The sequence below is a fragment of the Streptomyces olindensis genome (assembly GCF_040645895.1).
GTDB classification, from domain to species: Bacteria; Actinomycetota; Actinomycetes; order Streptomycetales; family Streptomycetaceae; genus Streptomyces; species Streptomyces olindensis.
This window is the reverse complement of record NZ_JBEYZD010000020.1, coordinates 86789-104854: the sequence shown is the minus strand read 5'-3', so window position 1 is coordinate 104854 and position 18066 is coordinate 86789. Positions and strand designations below refer to the sequence as shown.

At 72.8% G+C, this 18066-nt stretch carries 20 protein-coding genes; 14 read left to right on the top strand and 6 right to left on the bottom strand.

The genetic code is table 11. The annotated features are described in order from the left end of the window. The first annotated feature begins 80 nt into the window (after window positions 1-80). Complete coding sequence (locus ABZ948_RS15650) at window positions 81-707, top strand: PadR family transcriptional regulator (protein WP_359759807.1); 627 nt, start codon at window positions 81-83, stop codon at window positions 705-707. Window positions 708-852: 145 nt separating this feature from the next. Here the strand turns inward: ABZ948_RS15650 and ABZ948_RS15645 are convergent, their stop codons facing one another. Next, a complete protein-coding gene (locus tag ABZ948_RS15645; protein ID WP_359759806.1) occupies window positions 853-1281 on the bottom strand; it encodes a type II toxin-antitoxin system Rv0910 family toxin in 429 nt (142 codons plus the stop codon). A gap of 223 nt (window positions 1282-1504) precedes the next feature. Here ABZ948_RS15645 and ABZ948_RS15640 point away from each other — a divergent pair, with 223 nt between their 5' ends. From ABZ948_RS15640 to ABZ948_RS15630, 3 genes are all read left to right on the top strand, one after another. After that, window positions 1505-2062 carry a Clp protease N-terminal domain-containing protein gene (locus ABZ948_RS15640; RefSeq protein WP_359759804.1) on the top strand — a complete coding sequence of 186 codons (558 nt, stop codon included), beginning with the start codon at window positions 1505-1507 and terminating at the stop codon, window positions 2060-2062. 75 nt (window positions 2063-2137) lie between these two features. Further along, a complete protein-coding gene (locus ABZ948_RS15635) occupies window positions 2138-3142 on the top strand; it encodes an EamA family transporter (protein ID WP_359759802.1) in 1005 nt (334 codons plus the stop codon). 228 nt (window positions 3143-3370) lie between these two features. Then, entirely contained in the window at window positions 3371-4363 is a 993-nt protein-coding gene (locus ABZ948_RS15630; RefSeq protein ID WP_359759800.1) for a DMT family transporter, read from the top strand. A 48-nt stretch (window positions 4364-4411) separates the two neighbouring features. Here the strand turns inward: ABZ948_RS15630 and ABZ948_RS15625 are convergent, their stop codons facing one another. Further along, window positions 4412-5098 (bottom strand): pyridoxamine 5'-phosphate oxidase family protein, encoded by a 687-nt coding sequence (locus tag ABZ948_RS15625; RefSeq protein WP_359759798.1) that lies wholly within the window; start codon window positions 5096-5098, stop codon window positions 4412-4414. 35 nt (window positions 5099-5133) lie between these two features. On the opposite strand from ABZ948_RS15625, the gene ABZ948_RS15620 reads away from it, so the two are divergent. Continuing rightward, complete coding sequence (locus ABZ948_RS15620) at window positions 5134-6465, top strand: aminotransferase class I/II-fold pyridoxal phosphate-dependent enzyme (RefSeq protein ID WP_359759796.1); 1332 nt, start codon at window positions 5134-5136, stop codon at window positions 6463-6465. On the opposite strand, the gene ABZ948_RS15615 is transcribed toward ABZ948_RS15620, so the two are convergent. Then, entirely contained in the window at window positions 6456-7409 is a 954-nt protein-coding gene (locus ABZ948_RS15615; protein WP_359759794.1) for a DMT family transporter, read from the bottom strand. The genes ABZ948_RS15620 and ABZ948_RS15615 overlap by 10 nt on opposite strands. Before the next feature lie 75 nt (window positions 7410-7484). Between ABZ948_RS15615 and ABZ948_RS15610 the strand changes: the two genes are divergently transcribed. Then, window positions 7485-8387: a LysR family transcriptional regulator gene (locus ABZ948_RS15610; protein WP_359759792.1), complete on the top strand. Its 903-nt coding sequence runs from the start codon at window positions 7485-7487 to the stop codon at window positions 8385-8387. Window positions 8388-8880: 493 nt separating this feature from the next. On the opposite strand, the gene ABZ948_RS15605 is transcribed toward ABZ948_RS15610, so the two are convergent. Beyond that, complete coding sequence (locus tag ABZ948_RS15605; RefSeq protein WP_359759791.1) at window positions 8881-9351, bottom strand: pyridoxamine 5'-phosphate oxidase family protein; 471 nt, start codon at window positions 9349-9351, stop codon at window positions 8881-8883. A 156-nt stretch (window positions 9352-9507) separates the two neighbouring features. Between ABZ948_RS15605 and ABZ948_RS15600 the strand changes: the two genes are divergently transcribed. Next, window positions 9508-10161 carry a cysteine hydrolase family protein gene (locus ABZ948_RS15600; RefSeq protein WP_359759789.1) on the top strand — a complete coding sequence of 218 codons (654 nt, stop codon included), beginning with the start codon at window positions 9508-9510 and terminating at the stop codon, window positions 10159-10161. On the opposite strand, the gene ABZ948_RS15595 is transcribed toward ABZ948_RS15600, so the two are convergent. Then, window positions 10148-10639 carry a Rieske (2Fe-2S) protein gene (locus ABZ948_RS15595; RefSeq protein WP_359759787.1) on the bottom strand — a complete coding sequence of 164 codons (492 nt, stop codon included), beginning with the start codon at window positions 10637-10639 and terminating at the stop codon, window positions 10148-10150. The genes ABZ948_RS15600 and ABZ948_RS15595 overlap by 14 nt on opposite strands. Window positions 10640-10839: 200 nt before the next feature. On the opposite strand from ABZ948_RS15595, the gene ABZ948_RS15590 reads away from it, so the two are divergent. The 7 genes from ABZ948_RS15590 (at window position 10840) to ABZ948_RS15560 (ending at window position 17487) form a co-directional block, all read left to right on the top strand. Next, complete coding sequence (locus ABZ948_RS15590) at window positions 10840-11595, top strand: HipA family kinase (protein ID WP_359759785.1); 756 nt, start codon at window positions 10840-10842, stop codon at window positions 11593-11595. Beyond that, window positions 11592-12005, top strand: a complete 414-nt coding sequence (locus ABZ948_RS15585) for a DUF3037 domain-containing protein (protein WP_359759783.1) — start codon at window positions 11592-11594, stop codon at window positions 12003-12005. Before ABZ948_RS15590 ends, ABZ948_RS15585 begins: the two co-directional genes overlap by 4 nt. Before the next feature lie 717 nt (window positions 12006-12722). After that, the gene (gene fabG, locus ABZ948_RS15580; RefSeq protein WP_359759781.1) at window positions 12723-13484 is read left to right on the top strand and encodes a 3-oxoacyl-ACP reductase FabG; all 762 of its coding nucleotides are present in this window, start codon (window positions 12723-12725) and stop codon (window positions 13482-13484) included. A 12-nt stretch (window positions 13485-13496) separates the two neighbouring features. Then, window positions 13497-14255, top strand: a complete 759-nt coding sequence (locus tag ABZ948_RS15575) for an SDR family oxidoreductase (protein ID WP_359759779.1) — start codon at window positions 13497-13499, stop codon at window positions 14253-14255. A 198-nt stretch (window positions 14256-14453) separates the two neighbouring features. Next, window positions 14454-16040: an ABC transporter substrate-binding protein gene (locus tag ABZ948_RS15570; protein ID WP_359759777.1), complete on the top strand. Its 1587-nt coding sequence runs from the start codon at window positions 14454-14456 to the stop codon at window positions 16038-16040. 94 nt (window positions 16041-16134) lie between these two features. Further along, window positions 16135-16818: a uracil-DNA glycosylase gene (locus ABZ948_RS15565; RefSeq protein WP_359759776.1), complete on the top strand. Its 684-nt coding sequence runs from the start codon at window positions 16135-16137 to the stop codon at window positions 16816-16818. A gap of 141 nt (window positions 16819-16959) precedes the next feature. After that, window positions 16960-17487, top strand: coding sequence for a hypothetical protein (locus tag ABZ948_RS15560; protein WP_359759774.1), 528 nt, complete (start codon window positions 16960-16962; stop codon window positions 17485-17487). 36 nt (window positions 17488-17523) lie between these two features. Here the strand turns inward: ABZ948_RS15560 and ABZ948_RS15555 are convergent, their stop codons facing one another. Further along, on the bottom strand, window positions 17524-18057 hold the full coding sequence (locus ABZ948_RS15555; RefSeq protein ID WP_435857508.1) for a hypothetical protein: 534 nt from the start codon (window positions 18055-18057) through the stop codon (window positions 17524-17526). Window positions 18058-18066: the final 9 nt, after the last annotated feature.

Genomic DNA, 18066 nt, shown 5'->3' with positions numbered 1-18066 from the left:
AAGGGCCTTGTCACGCGAACTGTTCCGATATATCGTTGAAGCATCGCGACAGATCAACGATGGAATGGAGAGTGGTTGCGATGCGTACCCATGGTTTCGAGCACGGACACGGCCACGGTGGACCGCGGCACGGTCGGGGCGGCTTCGAGGGGCTGCGGGCGGCCTTCGGTCCCTTCGGCCCGGGCGGCCCCGGCTGGGGCGGGCCCGGTGGTCCCGGCTTCGGTCCGGGCCCCTGGGGTGGACGAGGGCGCGGTGGGCCCAGGGGAAGGGCGCGGCGCGGTGACGTACGGGCCTCGATCCTGGCCCTGCTGAAGGACCGGCCGATGCACGGCTACGAGATGATCCAGGAGATCGCCGAGCGCAGCGGCGGGGCGTGGAAGCCCAGCCCCGGCTCGGTGTACCCGACCCTCCAGTTGCTGGAGGACGAAGGCCTGATCGCGAGTGAGTCCGAGGGCGGCAAGAAGCTGTTCTCGCTCACCGAGGCGGGCCGTGCCGCGGCCGACGAGGGGCCCGAGGCGCCCTGGGAGGAGGCCTCCCGGGGGGTCGACTGGGAGGCCCTCGGCGAGATCCGCCAGGCCGGCTTCGGTCTGATGGAGGCCTTCGGCCAGGTCTGGAAGACCGGCAGCAAGGAGCAGCGGGAGAAGGCGCTCGGCGTCATCAACGAAGCGCGCAAGAAGCTGTACCTGATCCTCGCCGACGAGGACTGAGGGTCCGGCTGCCGGACGCACGGGCGCCCCTCGGAGTGATCCGGGGGGCGCTCCGGCGTTCTCGGGCGTCAGGCGTCAGGCGTCAGGCGTCAGGCGTCAGGCGTCAGGCGTCAAGCGTCAGGTATCAGGCGTTAGGTGTCAGGCGTCAGGTCACGAGCCCGTCCAGCCTGCGCAGCGACTCCTCGAGGGCCGCCGTGGCCGAGTCCTTGAGTTTGCCCGCCATCAGGGACACCGTCGCGCCCGTGAACGTGCCGTCGATCCGGACCCTCGTCGCGTCGCCCTCGGGGGTGAGCGTGTACCGCGTCGTCACGGTCACGGCCATCGGGCCCTTGCCGCGGATGGCGAGGACCCGGGCCGGTTCCAGCTCCTCGACGGTCCAGTCCACCTCGGCCGGGAAGTTCATCAGCCGCATGGTCTCCCGGAAGGTCGCGCCCACTTCGAGGGGCTCGGGGCCGCCCGACGGGAAACCGGTGTGGGTCGTGTTCCACTCGCCGTACCCGGACCAGTCCGTGAGCCGGGCCCACACCTTCTCGGCCGGCGCCCCGATGCGTGACTCCGCGCTGACTTCGGTCATGCGACCACCTCTTCGAGTCGGGCTGGATGTCGCGGAACGTAGCCGGGGCGGCCGCAATGTTCAATGCTGACGAACTGTCAGAACCGGTGCGTCCTCCGTACGAAACAGCCTGATGTCCTCCGCAAGGAGGAGATTCCGGTCGGCGGAGTCCACTTCCCGTGGGACGCGAAGATGCTCCGCTCCGAGGATGACCCGGGCGCGCGGGACTGATGGGGTAGGGGATGTGCAACCCCGTATCCCCCGGCAGTCGGCCCATGAGCACGGCGTCCACCGCGCAGAGCACGATGCCGGGCTCAGTGACGAGCTGGCCTCGATGGTCGCCGGTGCCCGCCGCAGGGCGGTCCGGGACGGGGACCGGCAGATCGACACGGCCCATCTGCTCCACTCGCTGCTGGAGTCCGACCCCGAGGTGCGCGCCGCCCTCGGTGACGGACCGCGCATCGCGCGACTGCTCGGCTACCTCGTCCAGCGCAGCATCGGCTACGGCCTGCGCTGGCAGAGCGGTGTCGAGGACTCCGGCGCCGTCCCCGTGGTCACGGAGGCCACGGGCTTCTCGCCGCTGGCCGCGGCGTCGATGAAGTACGCCCGCGCACGCGCCGTGCGGCACGGCGGACCGGCCCGCGGTGCCGACCTGCTCGCGGCGATCGTCGTCGACCCGCAGGCGCGGGCGGTCGAGGTGCTCGAACGCGCCGGGATCGACGCGCACGAGGTGCTCGCCCGGCTCGACCGGCGCTCCGGCCGGCCCCAGGAGTGCGTCGGCGGCGGCGAAACCGCCCTGTGACCGGCCACTGTGTCCCGTCCAGGCAGTGAGACAGGTGCCAAAGGGGGTGACGCTCCTGTCGGGGCCTGACATCATGTGCCGGTGCGTACGTCTGACAGCAGTCCGAGCAGGCGCGGCAAGGGCGTGGGGCTCGGCCTCGCGATCCTGTCCGCGGTCGCCTTCGGCGGATCCGGGGTCGCCGCCAAACCGCTGATCGAGGCCGGCCTGGACCCGCTGCACGTGGTGTGGCTGAGGGTGGCCGGGGCGGCCCTGGTGATGCTGCCGCTCGCCGTCCGCCACCGCGCGCTGCTGCGCCGCCGCCCCGGACTGCTCGCCGGATTCGGCCTGCTGGCCGTCGCCGGTGTCCAGGCCTGCTACTTCGCCGCGCTCTCCCGCATCCCCGTCGGCGTGGCCCTGCTCATCGAGTACCTGGCTCCCGCCCTCGTGCTCGGCTGGGTACGGTTCGTGCAGCGGCGGCCCGTGACGCGTGCGGCGGCCGTCGGCGTCGTGCTCGCCGTCGGCGGACTCGCGTGTGTCGTCGAGGTGTGGTCGGGCCTCGGCTTCGATGCCCTGGGGCTGCTGCTCGCGCTCGGCGCGGCCTGCTGCCAGGTCGGCTACTTCGTCCTGTCCGACCAGGGCAGCGACGCCGGCGAGGAGGCGCCCGACCCGCTCGGCGTGATCGCCTACGGCCTGCTCGTCGGCGCGGGCGTGCTGACCGTCGTCGCCCGGCCCTGGACCATGGACTGGTCGGTCCTCAAGGGGACCGCGCACCTGGACGGCACGCCCGTCGCGGCCGTCGTCCTGCTGGCGTGGATCGTCCTCGTCGCCACGGTCGTCGCGTACGTCACCGGCGTGCTCGCCGTGCGCCGGCTCTCCCCGCAGGTCGCCGGAGTGGTGGCCTGCCTCGAAGCGGTCATCGCCACCGTCCTGGCCTGGGTCCTGCTCGGCGAACACCTGTCGGCGCCGCAGATCGCCGGTGGCGTGATCGTGCTGCTGGGCGCGTTCATCGCGCAGTCCTCGACGCCCGCGAAGGGCTCCGACCGGCCGGTGGCCGGCGGCGGCCCGGAAAGGGAATTGTCGACCCCCGGAACGACCGCATAGGGTGCCGATCATGCCTTCGAACGCGCTCGTTCTTCCGCCTCCGGCCGCCTGAGGCGGGCCCTCCGGAAACCGCGCCCGGCGCTGTCGTCGCCGGGCCGAACGGTGCTGCCCGCAGACGAAGTCCGTGGCCCCCGCTGATCCCTGCTGATCCGGGGCCCTTCCCGAACTTCCGCGCACCCGCCGACGCCTTCGGGCGCGGTACGTCGTGCGCGTCTGCGGAGAGAACACGTGTCGAACACCGCCTCCGGCCTGCCCATCGGGCGAGGCCTCCTCTGTCTGATCGTCGCCGGTGCCGCCTGGGGCACCGCGGGCGCGGCCGCCTCCCTGGTCTACCAGGCCAGTGACCTCGGGCCGATCGCCCTGTCCTTCTGGCGCTGCGCCGCCGGTCTGGTCCTGCTGCTCGGCGTGCGCCTGCTGCGGTCACGCGCCGGCGGCCCCGCCCGCGAGCCGTTCCGCCGCAGGGCGCTGCGCGCCGGGGTCACCGGGCTGGGCCTCGCCGTCTTCCAGACCGCCTACTTCGCGGCCGTCTCGGCCACCGGCCTCGCCGTGGCCACCGTCGTCACGCTGGGCGCCGGGCCCGTGCTCATCGCGCTCGGCGCGCGACTGACGCTGGCCGAACGTCTGGGCCGGGGCGGGGCGGTCGCTGTCCTGGGCGCCCTCGCCGGGCTCGCCGTGCTCGTCCTCGGCGGCGGGGGGACGGCGGTACGCCCCTCGGGCGTGCTGCTGGCGCTGCTGTCCGCGGCCGGGTACAGCGCGATGACGCTGCTCACTCGGCGCTGGGGGCGCGACGGCGGGGCCGACGCCTCCCGTACGTCCGTCGAGGCGTTCGCCGTCACGAGCCTGTGCCTGTTGCCGTTCGCGCTGGCCGAGGGGATCCTGCCGCACACCGGGGAACCGGTCCGGCTCCTGGTCCTGCTGGCGTACGTCGCCGCTGTCCCGACCGCCCTCGCCTACAGCCTCTACTTCGCGGGGGCGGCCGTCGTACGGTCCGCCACCGTCTCGGTGATCATGCTGCTGGAGCCGGTGAGTGCGGCGGTGCTGGCCGTCGTACTGCTCGGTGAGCGGCTGACGGTGGCGACGGTGGCCGGAACCCTGTTGCTGCTGGGGTCGGTGGCGGGACTCGCCGTGGGGGAGGCGCGGACGCCCAGGGCGCGGGTGGTGCGCGTACGACGGCGGCCGCGGGCTGTCGTCGGCTGGTCGCGCAGTTCCCCGCGCCCGTAAGGGGCCCAGAGGGCCCAGAGGGCCCAGAGGGCCTAGAGGGCCTAGGGGTCACCTGCCCTGGAGGTAGTCGGGAAGGGCCGTGTCCGCGGCCAGAGCGGGGTCGGGGACCGGGGTGCCGTAGGTCTTCCGGACCGGCACGACTCCGGCCCAGTGCGGAAGGGCGAGGTCCTCCGGCTCGTCGTTGACACCGCCGGTGCGCAGCTTGGCGGAGACCTCGTCCAGGTCCAGGCGGAGCACGGCCGTGGCGGCCAGTTCCTTCTTGTTGGCCGGCCGGGAGTCGGCGGCACGGCCCGGTACGACGTGGTCGACCAGCGCGTCCAGGGCCTGCCGCTTCTCCTCGGGGTCCGTCACGTCACGGGCGACGCCGTGCACCACCACCGAGCGGTAGTTGATCGAGTGGTGGAAGGCGGAGCGGGCCAGGACCAGACCGTCGACGTGCGTGACGGTCAGGCAGACCGGCAGGCCCGGGTCGGCCCCGCCGGCCGCCCGCAGCGGGCGCGAGCCCGTCGAGCCGTGCACGTAGAGCCGCTCGCCGACCCGGGCGTACAGCGTGGGCAGCACCACCGGCGCGCCGTCGCGGACGAAGCCGAGGTGGCAGACGTAGGCCTCGTCGAGTATCGCGTGCACCAGCTCCCTGTCGTACGAGGCCCGGTCCGGCGAGCGCGTGGGGACGGTGCGGTCGGTCGGCGTATAGGCGGTGGCGGGCTGCGACGGCGTCCGCGTGCTCCCCTGCATAGCGCTCTCCATTGCACTAGTGCATAATTGGCTTTGTGCTAGGAGAGTATCCGATCAGTGGGCGTCGCGCAGCGGACATTTCCGCGAGCATCGAGCGGGCGGTGGGCGCCGGTGAGCTGCGGCCGGGTCAACTGCTGCCACCGATGCGGGAGTTGGCGGAGCATCTGGGAGTGAATCCGAACACGGTCGCGGCCGCGTACCGGACCCTGCGCGAGCGCGGGGTCATCGAGACCGCAGGCCGGCGCGGCAGTCGCGTGCGGCCGGCGCCGGCGACGACCGGGCGGGACCACATCCGGGTGGACGTCCCCGAAGGCGTGCGTGACGTGGCGAACGGCAACCCGGACCCGGCGCTGCTGCCGCCGCTCGCGGGCGCGTTCGCGGCGGCCGCCGCCGAGGGCGACCGGGCGCCCGTGATGTACGGGGAGACTCCGGTGGAGCCGCAGCTGGCGCGGATCGCCCGCGCCGGTCTCGACGCCGACGGGGTGCCGGACGGGCCGCTCGCCGTGGTCTCCGGGGCGCTCGACGCCGTCGAGCGGGTGCTGGCGGCCCATCTCAAGCCCGGCGACACCGTCGCGGTGGAGGACCCCGGCTGGGGCCGCACCCTGGACCTCGTGCCGGCGCTCGGCCTGCGGACCGTCCCCGTCGGCGTCGACGACGAGGGCCCGTACGCCGAGGACCTGCGCCGGGCGCTGGCGGCCGGGGCACGCGCCGTGATCGTCACGGACCGGGCGCAGAACCCGACCGGTGCCGCGGTGAGCGCCGCACGCGCGCGTGCCCTGCGGTCCGTGCTCCGCGAGCACCCGGATGCCCTGCTGATCGAGGACGACCACGGCCACGGCATCGTCGACGTGCCGCTGCACCCGCTGGCCGGGGCGACCCGGCACTGGGCCTTCGTCCGCTCGGCCGCCAAGGCCTACGGACCCGATCTGCGCCTCGCCCTGCTCACAGGGGACGCGGTCACCGTCGACCGGGTCCGCGGCCGGCAGCGCCTCGGGCCCGGCTGGGTGAGCCGGCTGACGCAGCGGGCCCTGGTGCGGCTGTGGGCCGACGGCGCGGTGGACACGGCCGAGGTGGCGGCGGCGTACGGGCGGCGCCGGGACGCGCTGATCGGCGCGCTCGAACGGCGCGGTGTCGCGGCGCACGGACGCAGCGGCATGAACGTCTGGGTGCCCGTGCCGGACGAGACCGGTGCCGTCGCCCGGCTGCTGCACGCCGGCTGGGCCGTCGCCCCCGGCGCCCGCTTCCGCATGAGCGCGCCGCCCGGCATCCGCGTCACCGTCTCGACGCTCACCGAGGGCGAGACCGAGGCGCTGGCCGACGCGATCGCCTCGGCCCTCGGCCCGGCCCCGGCGCGCGGTTACGTCTGAGGTGACCGCCGGGGCTTCGGCCGCACCTGCGTGAGCGCCGCCCCCGTCAGCACGATCACCGCGCCGACCGGTGTCGACCAGGTGAGCGACTCGCCGAGGAGCGCGACGCCCGCGGCCGTGGCGATGACCGGGATGAAGTACGTGACCATCTGCGCGGTCGTCGGGCCGACCTCGGCGACCAGGCCGTACTGGAGGAGCACGGCGAGACCCGTGCCCAGGGCGCCCAGGGCGGCGATCGCCAGCAGCGGCACGACGGACACCCGGGTGGGCAGGGTCGTGAACAGCGGTGTGACGACGGCCAGCTGGACCGTCGCGAGCAGCAGCTGCGCGCCGGTCATGGACAGGTGCGAACCGCCGGTGCCGGCCAGGGTGCGGCGGACGTAGATCCAGCCGACGGGGTAGCTGAGGGACGCGAGCAGGGCCAGCGCCGTGCCCGTGGCGTCCAGGCCGTGGAAGCCCTGCCAGGCGCCCAGCACCGTGAGCACCCCGAGGAAGCCCAGCCCGAGCCCGGCGACCCGCACCCGCGTCGGGCGGTCCTCCGACAGGGCGACCAGGGACAGCGCCATGCCCCACAGCGGCGAGGTCGCGTTGCAGATGCCCGCCAGCGTGGACGGGATGGTCAGCTCGGCGTAGGCGAACAGCGAGAACGGCAGGGCGTTGAGCAGGAACGCGGCGACCGTCAGATGCCCCCAGGTGCGCGCCCCGCGCGGCAGTCGCTCACGGCGCACCGCCATCGCGGCGGCCAGCACCGCCGTGCCGAACACCAGGCGGCCGAGCGTGACCTGGAACGGCGCGTACCCCTCGGTGCCCACCTTGATGAGCAGGAAGCTGAAGCCCCAGATCAGCGAGAGGGCGGCGAACCGGAGCCGCCAGTCGAGGCGGGGCCGGGGGCGGTCGGGTGAGGCGGGGGTGATCCGGCCGGAGGTGATGGTGGCGGTGCTCATGGACGCCACCATGCTGGAGAAGAACCTCGTAGCACAATCGAGATTTCGCACCCGGTATTGCGTAGCATTGCTTACGTGTTGAATCTGGAGCGCCTGCGCACCCTCGACGCCCTGGCCCGGCACGGCTCGGTCAGCGGCGCCGCCGAGGGGCTGCACATCACGACGTCCGCCGTCTCGCAGCAGATGTCCAAGCTGGAGCGGGAGGTGGGCCAGCAGCTCCTCGCCAAGAACGGCCGGGGCGTGCGGCTCACCGACGCCGGGCGGCTGCTCGCCGAGCACGCCGCGCGCATCCTCTCCCAGGTCGAGCTCGCCCAGTCCGACCTGGAGGCGCAGCGCGGTCAGGTCGTCGGCGAGCTCAGACTGTCGGCGTTCCCGACGGCCGCGCGCGGGCTGTTCCCGCACGCGCTGTCCGCCCTGCGCGAGGCGCACCCGGCGCTCCGGCTGCGCTCCTGCGAGCTGGAACCGGAGGACGGCATCGCCGGGGTCGTGCGCGGTGACCTCGACCTCGCCGTGGTGCTCGACTGGTACAACAAGCCGATGGCGCTGCCCGACGGCCTGGTCAAGGCGTCGATCCTGGACGACCCGGCCGAGGTCGCGATGCCGGTGGACCACCGGCTGGCCGGGCGCGACGAAGTGGACCTCACCGAGTTCGCCGAGGACGAGTGGATCACCTGGGGCGAGGGCGAGTTCTGCCACGAGTGGCTCATGTTCACGCTCCGCTCCAAGGGCGTCGAGCCGATCGTCGGCCACCGCGCCGCCGAGAACCACACGCAGCTCGCGCTGGTCGCCGCGGGGCTCGGGGTGTGCATCGCCCCGCTGCTCGGCCGCCATCCCGTGCCGGCCGGAGTCGTGACCGTCCCCCTCACGCAGCGGGTGCGGCGGCACGTCTACGTCGTCTGGCGCGCGGACGCGGACCGCCGCCCGTCGATCCGGGCAGCGGTGAGGGCCCTGCGGGCGGCGGGGGAGAGCGTGGGCTGAGGCCCTGGGACGACAGTGGACCTCCGGGCCGCCGCCTCCTGGCGGGAGACGGCCTCCCGGTTGTCGCCGGGCGAGACGGCCTCCCGGTTGTCGCCGGGCGAGACGGCCTCTCGACCATCGCCGGGCGGGACGGCCTCCCGGCCGCGACCGGACGGCAGTCGGCCTTCCGGTCGCCGCCTCCCGGCTGCTCCCGGCGAGGGAGAGCGTGGGCTGATGCCCCTGAGCGACAGCCGGCCTCCTGGGGCCCCCGGCCTCCCGGCGGCCCCCGGCCTTCCGGTGACCCCCGGTTTCCAGGGGCCCCGGCCTCCCGACGGCCCCTGGCCTCCGGTTGCCTCGGCTTGCCGGTTGCCGCGGCTTCCGGTGCCCCGGCCTTCCGGCGACCCCTGGCCTCCGGTTGCCCCGGCTTCTCGACGACCCTCGGCTTCCGGCCGCCCCGACCTCCCGTCACCCCCAGCCGCCTGCCGGACCACCCAGCGGGAGAGGCTCTCCGGGCCTACTGTGCCCCGAGCTTGCGGAAGTCCCAGGAGACGATCTTCTGTGGTGTCAGCCGTACCCAGGCGTGCCGGCCGTCGTGCGGCATCTCCTCCAGGCCGAAGTTCTTCCGGGCGAACAGCGTCTCCGGCACGTCGAGTTCGGCGCGCAGTTCGCCCGTGCGCGGGATCTCGCCCACGAACTCGACGGTGCCCGACAGCTCGGCACCGCGCAGCTCGTCGTACTCCTCGCCGGTGTCGACCACGATCGCCACGCGCGGGTCGCGCCGCAGGTCGGTCCACCGCTTGCTGCGCACGACCGAGTACAGCCACATCGAGGTGCCGTCCCAGGCGAACCACAGAGTGCTCACGTGCGGAGCGCCGCCCGTCGAGACCGTGGCGACCCGGCAGGTGCGCTGCGTGGTCAGGAAATCGTCCAGCTCGCCCGGCGTCATCATGATCTTCCGGCCCCGGCGCTGCTGCGTGACGGTCATGCTCCCCCTCTTTCTTCTCCCACGTCGTGTCAGAGGAGATCCTCTGACATCACGTCAGAAAAGAATGGGTTCTCTTCCGTCCGTGCGCAACGCTTCCGTCCGTGCGCGCAGGTGGCTACGCTCGCCCGCCCGGCCGCCGGCGCGCAGGGGGAAGCCATGCCCTCACACGAAGAGCTCAGCGAACTCCTCGATCCGGACACCACCGTGCTGCTCACCGTCGAGTGCCAGGAGGGCGTCGTCGGGAAGGACAGCGCACTGCCCGAACTCGCCGAAGAGGCGCGCTCCAGCGGGATGCTGGCCCGCGTGGCCCGCCTCGTGGCCGCCGCCCACCGGGGCGGTGTCCAGGTCGTGCACGCCGTCGCCGAGCGCCGGCCCGACGGCCGCGGTTCCAGCCGCAACGCCCGTCTCTTCCGCGCCGCCGCACGCCTGCCCGTCCAGCAGCTGACCGGCACACCGGCGGTGCGGGTCGCCGCCCCGATCGAGGTCGCCGAGGAGGACCTCGTGGTACGGCGCCTGCACGGGCTGTCGCCCCTCCAGGGCACCGACGTCGACCCGCTGCTGCGCAACCTGGGCTGCCGCACGCTGATCGTCACCGGCGTCTCGGCCAACGTGGCGATACCCAACGCCGTGTTCGACGCCGTGAACCACGGCTACACCGTCGTCGTTCCGGCCGACGCCATCGCGGGGGTGCCCTCCGACTACACCCCCGCGATCATCCGCCACACCCTCGCGTTGGTCGCCACGGTCGCGACCACGGACGAGGTGCTGGCGTGCCTGACGCGTCCGCGTGACGAGCTCAGGCGAGCGTGATCGAGTCCCCGTCGACGGTGATCTTCATCTCGGGCAGCGGCTTGGTCGCCGGACCGCTCTTCACGCTGCCGTCGGTGATCGAGAAGTTGCTGTTGTGGCAGGGGCAGTTGATGACGCCGTCGGCGATGCTCTTCACCGCGCAGCCCTGGTGGGTGCAGGTGGCCGAGAACGCCTTGAACTCGCCCGCGGTCGGCTGCGTCACGACCACCTTCTGCTCGGCGAAGACCTTGCCGCCGCCCTCGGGGATGTCCGCGGTCGACGCGAGTGCGTTGCCGGCGGCGTCACCCCCGCCGCTCGACGGGGTGCTGCCCGCCCCCTGGTCGCCCTGGGCGGTGCCGGAGGAGTCGGCGGAGCCGGACGACCCGTCGTCCGAGCCTCCGCACGCGGTCAGCGCGACGGCGAGACCCGCCGCTCCGGCCGCCGCCACGACGGTACGGCGGGCGGGACCCGATGCGGGCTGGAGCGATGCGCTGGTCATACTGGCTTTCCCTTCGGGAGGGTTTCGATGATCTGCCGGGAGGTACGGTCCCGGCGGACCGCCTGTTCAGACGGTGTCGAAATCCTGACCCGTCCCGAGGCGGCTGTGCACCAAACCTCGCTGTCGGTTCGCTGTCGGTTTCCCGCCCACCGCAGCGGTGCCGGTGCGGAAGCCGGCCGACGCGTCAGTAACCTGGGGCGATGCTCAAGGAAGTGATCGCGACCCGGTTCATCGCGCCCCTGCGCGAGGGCGGTTCGCTGCCGGGTCTGGTCGAGGCCGACGACTTCGGCACGTACGTCCTGAAGTTCACCGGCGCGGGGCAGGGCCGCAAGACCCTCGTCGCCGAGGTGGTCTGCGGGGAACTGGCCCGCCGGCTGGGACTGCGCGTGCCGCGCCTGGTCACGGTCGAGCTCGACGCGGAGCTGGGACTCGGCGAGCCCGACGAGCAGGTCCAGGGCCTGCTCAGGTCCAGCGGCGGCACCAACCTCGGCATGGACTTCCTCTCCGGCGCGCTCGGCTTCGACCCGCTCGCCTTCCGGGTGAGCCCCGAGGAGGCCGGGCGGATCGTCTGGTTCGACGCGCTGGTCAACAACGTCGACCGGTCCTGGCGCAACCCCAACCTGCTGATGTGGCGGGGCGAGCTGTGGCTCGTCGACCACGGCGCGACCATGATCTGGCACCACAACTGGCGTGGCGCGCAGGCCTCGGCGGTCCGCCCCTACGACGCCTCCGACCACGCGCTGGCGCCCTTCGCGCCCGACATCGCCGCCGCGGCGGCCGAGCTGGCACCCCGGATCACCGAGCAGCTCCTCGCCGACGTCACCGCCCGGATCCCCGAGGCCTGGCTGACGGACGAGCCCGGCTTCGACACCGCGGACGACCTGAGGCAGGCCTACGCGCGGCCGCTGCTCGCCCGGGCCGCCGTCATCCACGACCGCATCCAGGGGATCAAGTGAGCGACCGGCACATCATCAAGGGCGGCCCCCGGGACCGCCAGATCTACGAGTACGCCCTCCTGCGCGTGGTCCCGCGCGTCGAGCGCGGCGAGTGCATCAACGCCGGGGTGCTCCTCTACTGCCGCGCCGAGGCCTACGTCGGCGCGCGCACCCACCTGGACGAGACACGCCTGCTGGCCCTCGACCCGCGGGCGGACGTGGCCGGCGTCCGGGCGGCCCTCGGTGCCGTGGAGCGGCTCTGCGCGGGCGGCACCGCGGCCGGCCAGGCCGCGGCCGACGACCCCGGACGCCGCTTCCGCTGGCTGGTCGCCCCCCGCTCCACGATCGTCCAGCCCGGCCCCGTCCACACCGGCCTGACGAGAAATCCGGCGGCGGAGACGGAGAGGCTGCTGGACCTCCTGGTGCGATAGCCGCCACGGGCCCTACTCGGCCCGTCAGCGCCGACGGCGCCTGAGCATGTGACCGACCATGAGGGAGGCGCCCGCAGTGAACGCCAGGCCCAGGGCTACGTCCCAATCGCTTGGCCCAGAGGCCGTCGCGCCTCCCGCCCCGCCGCGGACTCCTCGGGACGGGGTCGTGGTGGGCCCGGTGGTCATACCCGGTGCGCTGGACGTGGGCGTCGGGGTGACGGACGCGGACGGCCGGGCGGAGATCGTGGGGGAGATGACGCCCGCGCCACGGCGCGGCAGCGCCTCACAGGCGATTCCGCCGTCCGGGCCCTGGTCCTCGTCCAGCCGATTCGGGTCCCGTGGATCCGCCTCGAACACCGCCTGAGCGTCCTCTTGGAAGGCGAAATCGCGGCAGTCCCTGTCGGGCTGGGCATGAGCTGGGTAGGCCAAGGGCACAATCGCGGCGATCGCGAAGAGCGTGCCGATGACTCCGGTGAGACGGCGCATGGTGCGCCTCCTTTCCGGCCACGAGTGGCTCACGCTCCGACGGTAGGTAGGGGTGGGCGGCGGCCACCTGCGGTCCTGGGCCGTTCGGGTGTGTTCCTCACTGCCTGGCCGGGCAGTCGGCGCGGGTGATGGATCACATGGCCGAGCAGGCCGTTGACACCGCGTGCCAGGGCTTCTAGCGTCACACCCACTGAAGGTACTAAGCGGTCGCTCACCTGAGGAGAAGCAGCCATGTCCACCACTGAGCAGCGGGTCGCCGTCGTCACCGGTGCCGCGCGCGGCATCGGCGCCGCCACCGCCGTACGTCTGGCCGCCGAGGGCCGCGCGGTCGCCGTGCTCGACCTCGACGAAGCCGCCTGCAAGGACACAGTCGAGAAGATCACCGCCGCCGGTGGCAAGGCCGTCGCGGTCGGCTGCGACGTCTCGGACGAGGGGCAGGTCGAGGCGGCCGTCGCGCGGATCGTCGAGGAGCTCGGCGCGCCGACGATCCTGGTCAACAACGCGGGCGTGCTGCGCGACAACCTGCTGTTCAAAATGAGCGTCTCCGACTGGGACACCGTCATGAACGTGCACCTGCGCGGCGCCTTCCTGATGTCCAAGGCCTGCCAGAAGCACATGGTGGACGCGGGCTTCGGCCGGATCGTCAACCTCTCGTCCTCCTCGGCGCTCGGCAACCGCGGTCAGGTGAACTACTCGGCCGCCAAGGCGGGCCTCCAGGGCTTCACCAAGACGCTCGCCAAGGAGCTCGGCAAGTTCGGCGTCACCGCCAACGCCGTCGCCCCGGGCTTCATCGCCACCGAGATGACCAAGGCCACCGCCGACCGCGTCGGCATGGGCTTCGAGGACTTCAAGGCCGCCGCCGCCACGCAGATCCCGGTGGCCCGCGTCGGTGAGCCGGAGGACATCGCCAACGCCATCGCCTTCTTCACGGGCGAGGCGGCCGGGTTCGTCTCCGGCCAGGTGCTGTACGTGGCCGGCGGACCGCTCGACTAAAGGACGAAGAACATGACTTCCGTGGAACTCTCCGGCAAGGTCGCCCTCGTCACGGGCGCCAGCCGCGGCATCGGCTACGGCGTCGCCGAGGCGCTGGTCGCGCGCGGCGACCGCGTCGTGATCACCGGCCGCAACGAGGACGCCCTCAAGGAGGCCGTCGAGCAGCTCGGCGCCGACCGCGCGATCCACGTCGCCGGCAAGGCGCACGACGAGGCCCACCAGGCCGTCGCCGTCGAGCGCGCGATGGAGGCCTTCGGCCGCATCGACTTCCTGGTCAACAACGCGGGCACCAACCCGGTGTTCGGGCCGATCGCCGACCTCGACCTGAACGTCGCGCGCAAGGTCTTCGAGACCAACGTCGTCTCGGCGCTCGGCTTCGCCCAGAAGACCTGGCACGCCTGGCAGAAGGACAACGGCGGCGCGATCGTCAACATCGCCTCCGTCGCCGGCCTGTCGCCCTCGCCGTTCATCGGGGCGTACGGCATCAGCAAGGCGGCGATGATCAACCTGACCGTGCAGCTCGCCCACGAGTTCGCGCCCAAGGTGCGGGTCAACGCCATCGCCCCGGCGGTCGTGAAGACCAAGTTCGCCCAGGCCCTGTACGAGGGCCGGGAGGAGGAGGCCGCGGCGGCCTACCCGCTCGGCCGGCTCGGCGTGCCCTCCGACATCGGCGGCGCGGCCGCGTTCCTCACCTCCGAGCAGTCCGACTGGGTCACCGGCCAGACGCTCGTCGTGGACGGCGGCATCTTCCTCAACGCCGGCACCGGCTGACACCGGCGTACGGACCACGTGACACGGGCGCTCCTCCACGCGAGGGGCGCCCGTGCCGGCGTAAAGGCATCGCAAAGGGCTATGACAACGTAGTCAAAGGTTTATCGATCAAGGAGTCATGTCCGGGGGAGGGTCAGCGGCCACGGCACTGCGGTATGGTCTGCCGACCCTTGGTATGGCAGATCGAGGAGCGTGCGCGTGTTCAACCGGAACCGATGCCTGCGGCGGGTGGCGGCCATCGCGTCCATATCGTCCCTGATGACCGGGTGCGGAGTGCTGTCGTCCGACACCCCGGAGGACGAAGGGCCGATCGTCGTCGGCACCACCAGTGCGCCCAGTACGCTCGATCCTGCCGCCTCCTGGGACAGCTCCTGGGAGCTGTTCCGCAACATCTACCAGACGCTCCTGAGCTATCCGACCGGCGCGACCGAGCCCCAGCCGGACGCCGCCGAGAGCTGCGGCTTCAGCGACTCCTCGAACCAGGTCTACCGCTGCGAACTGCGCGAGGGCCTGAAGTTCTCCAACGGGGACGCGCTCGACGCCCGGGCCGTCAAGTACTCGTTCGACCGGATCCGCGAGATCAAGGTCAACGGCGGCCCCGCCGGTCTGCTGGGCAGCCTCGAACGGGTCCAGGCGCCGAACGACCGCGAGGTGATCTTCCACCTCAACAAGCCCGACGCCACGTTCCCCTTCGTGCTCGCCACGCCCGCCATGTCGATCGTCTCCCCGGAGGCCTACCCGGAGGGGTCCCTGCGCGAGGGCGAGGACGTCGTCGGCTCCGGGCCCTACCGGCTCGAGTCCTACGATGACGGCAAGGAGGCCGTCCTCGTCCGCAACGACTCCTACAAGGGCTACGCGGAGCGCCGGAACGACGCGGTGACCATCCGCTACTTCCAGGACTCGGCCACCATGGTCAAGGCCCTGCGCGACCGGCGGATCGACGTCACCTACCGCGGTCTGGCCGCCGGCGACGTCGTCGACCTCCAGAGCAAGACCTCCAAGGAGGAGGAGATCCAGCTCGTCGAGGGCACCGGCACCGACATCAACTACCTGGTGTTCAACCCGAAGGACTCCTGGGCCAACAAGAAGGCCGTGCGCCAGGCCATCGCCCAGGTCGTCGACCGGGCCGCGATCGCCCACAAGGTCTACAAGGACACCGTCGACCCGCTGTACTCCATGGTCCCCAAGGGCCTCACCGGCCACACCACGGGCTTCTTCGACGACTACGGCGACCCGGACGTGGCCAAGGCCCGCAAGATCCTCACCGAGGCCGGCATCAACCAGAGGGTCCCGCTCACCTTCTGGTACACCAGCGACCGCTACGGCTCCGAGACCGCCGCGGAGTTCAAGGAGCTGGAGCGCCAGCTGGAGGACTCGGGCCTGTTCACGATCACCCTCAAGAGCCGCCCCTGGAAGACCTACGTCGAGGGCTACCAGAACGGTGAGTACCCGGTGTTCGGGCGTGGCTGGTTCCCCGACTTCCCGGACGCCGAGAACTTCATCGCGCCGTTCGTCGGTGAGCAGAACGCCCTCGGCACGCCCTACCCGGCCCCCGAGATCACCGGCGAGCTGCTGCCCCGGTCGCGCCGGGAGAGCGACCGCGCGAGCGTGGAGAGGGAGTTCGAGGAGGCCCAGCGGATCCTCGTGGACGACGCGCGGCTGCTGCCGCTGTGGCAGGGCCGGCAGTACGTGGCGGCCAGCCGGGACGTCTCGGGCGCCGAGCGGGCCCTGGACCCGTCGACGATCATGATGCTGTGGGAGCTGCACCGCAAGACCGCCTGGTAGGCAGCGGCGGACGTCCGGCTTCCCGGGGCGCGTTGTCAGTGGTCGCCTGTAGGTTCTGAGGCCTGAAGTGACCGCACATCGTGAGGACGTTGACGTGACCGACATCGCCATGCTGCCCGAGTCCTGGCGCGGGGTTCTGGGTGACGAGCTGCAGCAGCCCTACTTCAAGGAGCTGACGGAGTTCGTCGAGGAGGAGCGGGCGAACGGTCCCGTCCACCCGCCGCGCGAGGAGGTCTTCGCGGCGCTGGACGCCACGCCGTTCGAGGAGGTCAAGGTTCTGATCCTCGGCCAGGACCCGTACCACGGCGAGGGCCAGGGACACGGCCTGTGCTTCTCGGTCCGGCCCGGCGTGCGCGTCCCCCCGTCCCTGCGCAACATCTACAAGGAGATGCACGAGGAGCTGGGCACCCCGATCCCGGACAACGGCTACCTGATGCCCTGGGCGCGCCAGGGCGTGCTGCTGCTCAACGCGGTGCTCACGGTCCGCGGCGGTGAGGCCAACTCGCACAAGAACCGGGGCTGGGAGAGGTTCACCGACGCGGTGATCCGCGCGGTGGCCGGGCGGCCGGACCCGGCGGTGTTCGTGCTGTGGGGGAACTACGCGCAGAAGAAGCTCCCGCTGATCGACGAGTCGCGGCACGCGGTGGTCAAGGGCGCGCACCCCTCGCCCCTGTCGGCGAAGAAGTTCTTCGGCTCCCGGCCGTTCACGCAGATCAACGCGGCGGTGGCGGCGCAGGGGCACGAGCCGATCGACTGGACGATCCCGGACCTGGGCTGACGCGACGCCCGGCGGCCGGTGCGTTCGGGCACCGGCCGTACGTCCCCGAACAGCCCGGTGGCGCGCGGAGCGGCCTGAGCCGGATCGCCCCCGCCTGCGGTTAGCGTCGGGGCAACAGCGGGCGAGGGCGCGGAGGGCGTGGTGGTCGAGCGACAGGGGCAGGCGGCGCCGGACGCCGTGCTCACGCGGATCGGGCAGGTCGTGATGCTGCACCACGCTGGGGACCGGGAGGAGGCCCGGCACCGGTTCCTGGACCTGTGGGCGGAGATCGGGGAGCACGGCGACCCGCTGCACCGCTGCACCCTCGCCCACTACCTGGCCGACACCCAGGACGACCCGGCGGACGAACTGGCCTGGGACCTGCGCGCGCTGACGGCGGCGGAGGAGATCACCGAGGACGGGCTCGCCGCCCGGGAAGGGACGGTCGCGGTGCGCGCCCTCTACCCCTCCCTGCACGTGAGCCTGGCGGCCGACTACGCCGGGCTCGGCGACCGCGACGCCGCCCGTACCCATCTGCGGCGGGCCAGGGGAGCGGCCGCCGCCCTCACCGACGACCGTTACGCGGCGGGCGTGTGGGCGGCCATCCGGCGGCTGGAGTCCCGGCTGGGCGAAGGCGGAGGGGAGACCGGCGGAGGGCCGTGGGGGAGGCCGCCGAGGCAGCGGCCCTGACGGAGGCCGCCCAGGCAGCGGCCCTGACGGAGCCGGTCACCGCCCGTAGGTGTCCTGGCAGATGGTGGCCTCCGGGCTGTCGGCCCGCCATCCCCCGTAGCGTCGGCCCAGCGCGCACACGTCCGTGCCGCCCGGGACGTTCCGGTGGACGTCCTGCCGTACCGACTCCGAGACGTCGGGGAGGCCGGGGCGTGGCCGCTGCGGGCCGCGCGGGGCCGGCTCCGGGTGGTCCGGGCGTTCCGGGCGGGCGGGGCGCGGACGGACGTCGCGGGTGCCGGCCGGCGGCCGGTCCTGTGGCGGCGTGTCCGCCGCCGGGGTGGTGAGGCGGGACGCGGAGGGGGCCGGCCGGGGGCGGCGGGACTCCTCGATGAGCTGCAGGGCCTCGCGCGCCGGCGACTGCACGATCTGCGTCTCCGTCCCCCCTGTCTGCTGCGGCGCCGACGGCCGGGGCGGTCCCGTCGGCGGCCCGGGGACGGGGCGATGCTGGACCGTCACACACCCGGAGAGGGCCGAGACGGCCACGGTCACCAGGAGCGTCGCGGTGGTGGTCGTTCGATGCACCCGCGCCACTCTGGTCCG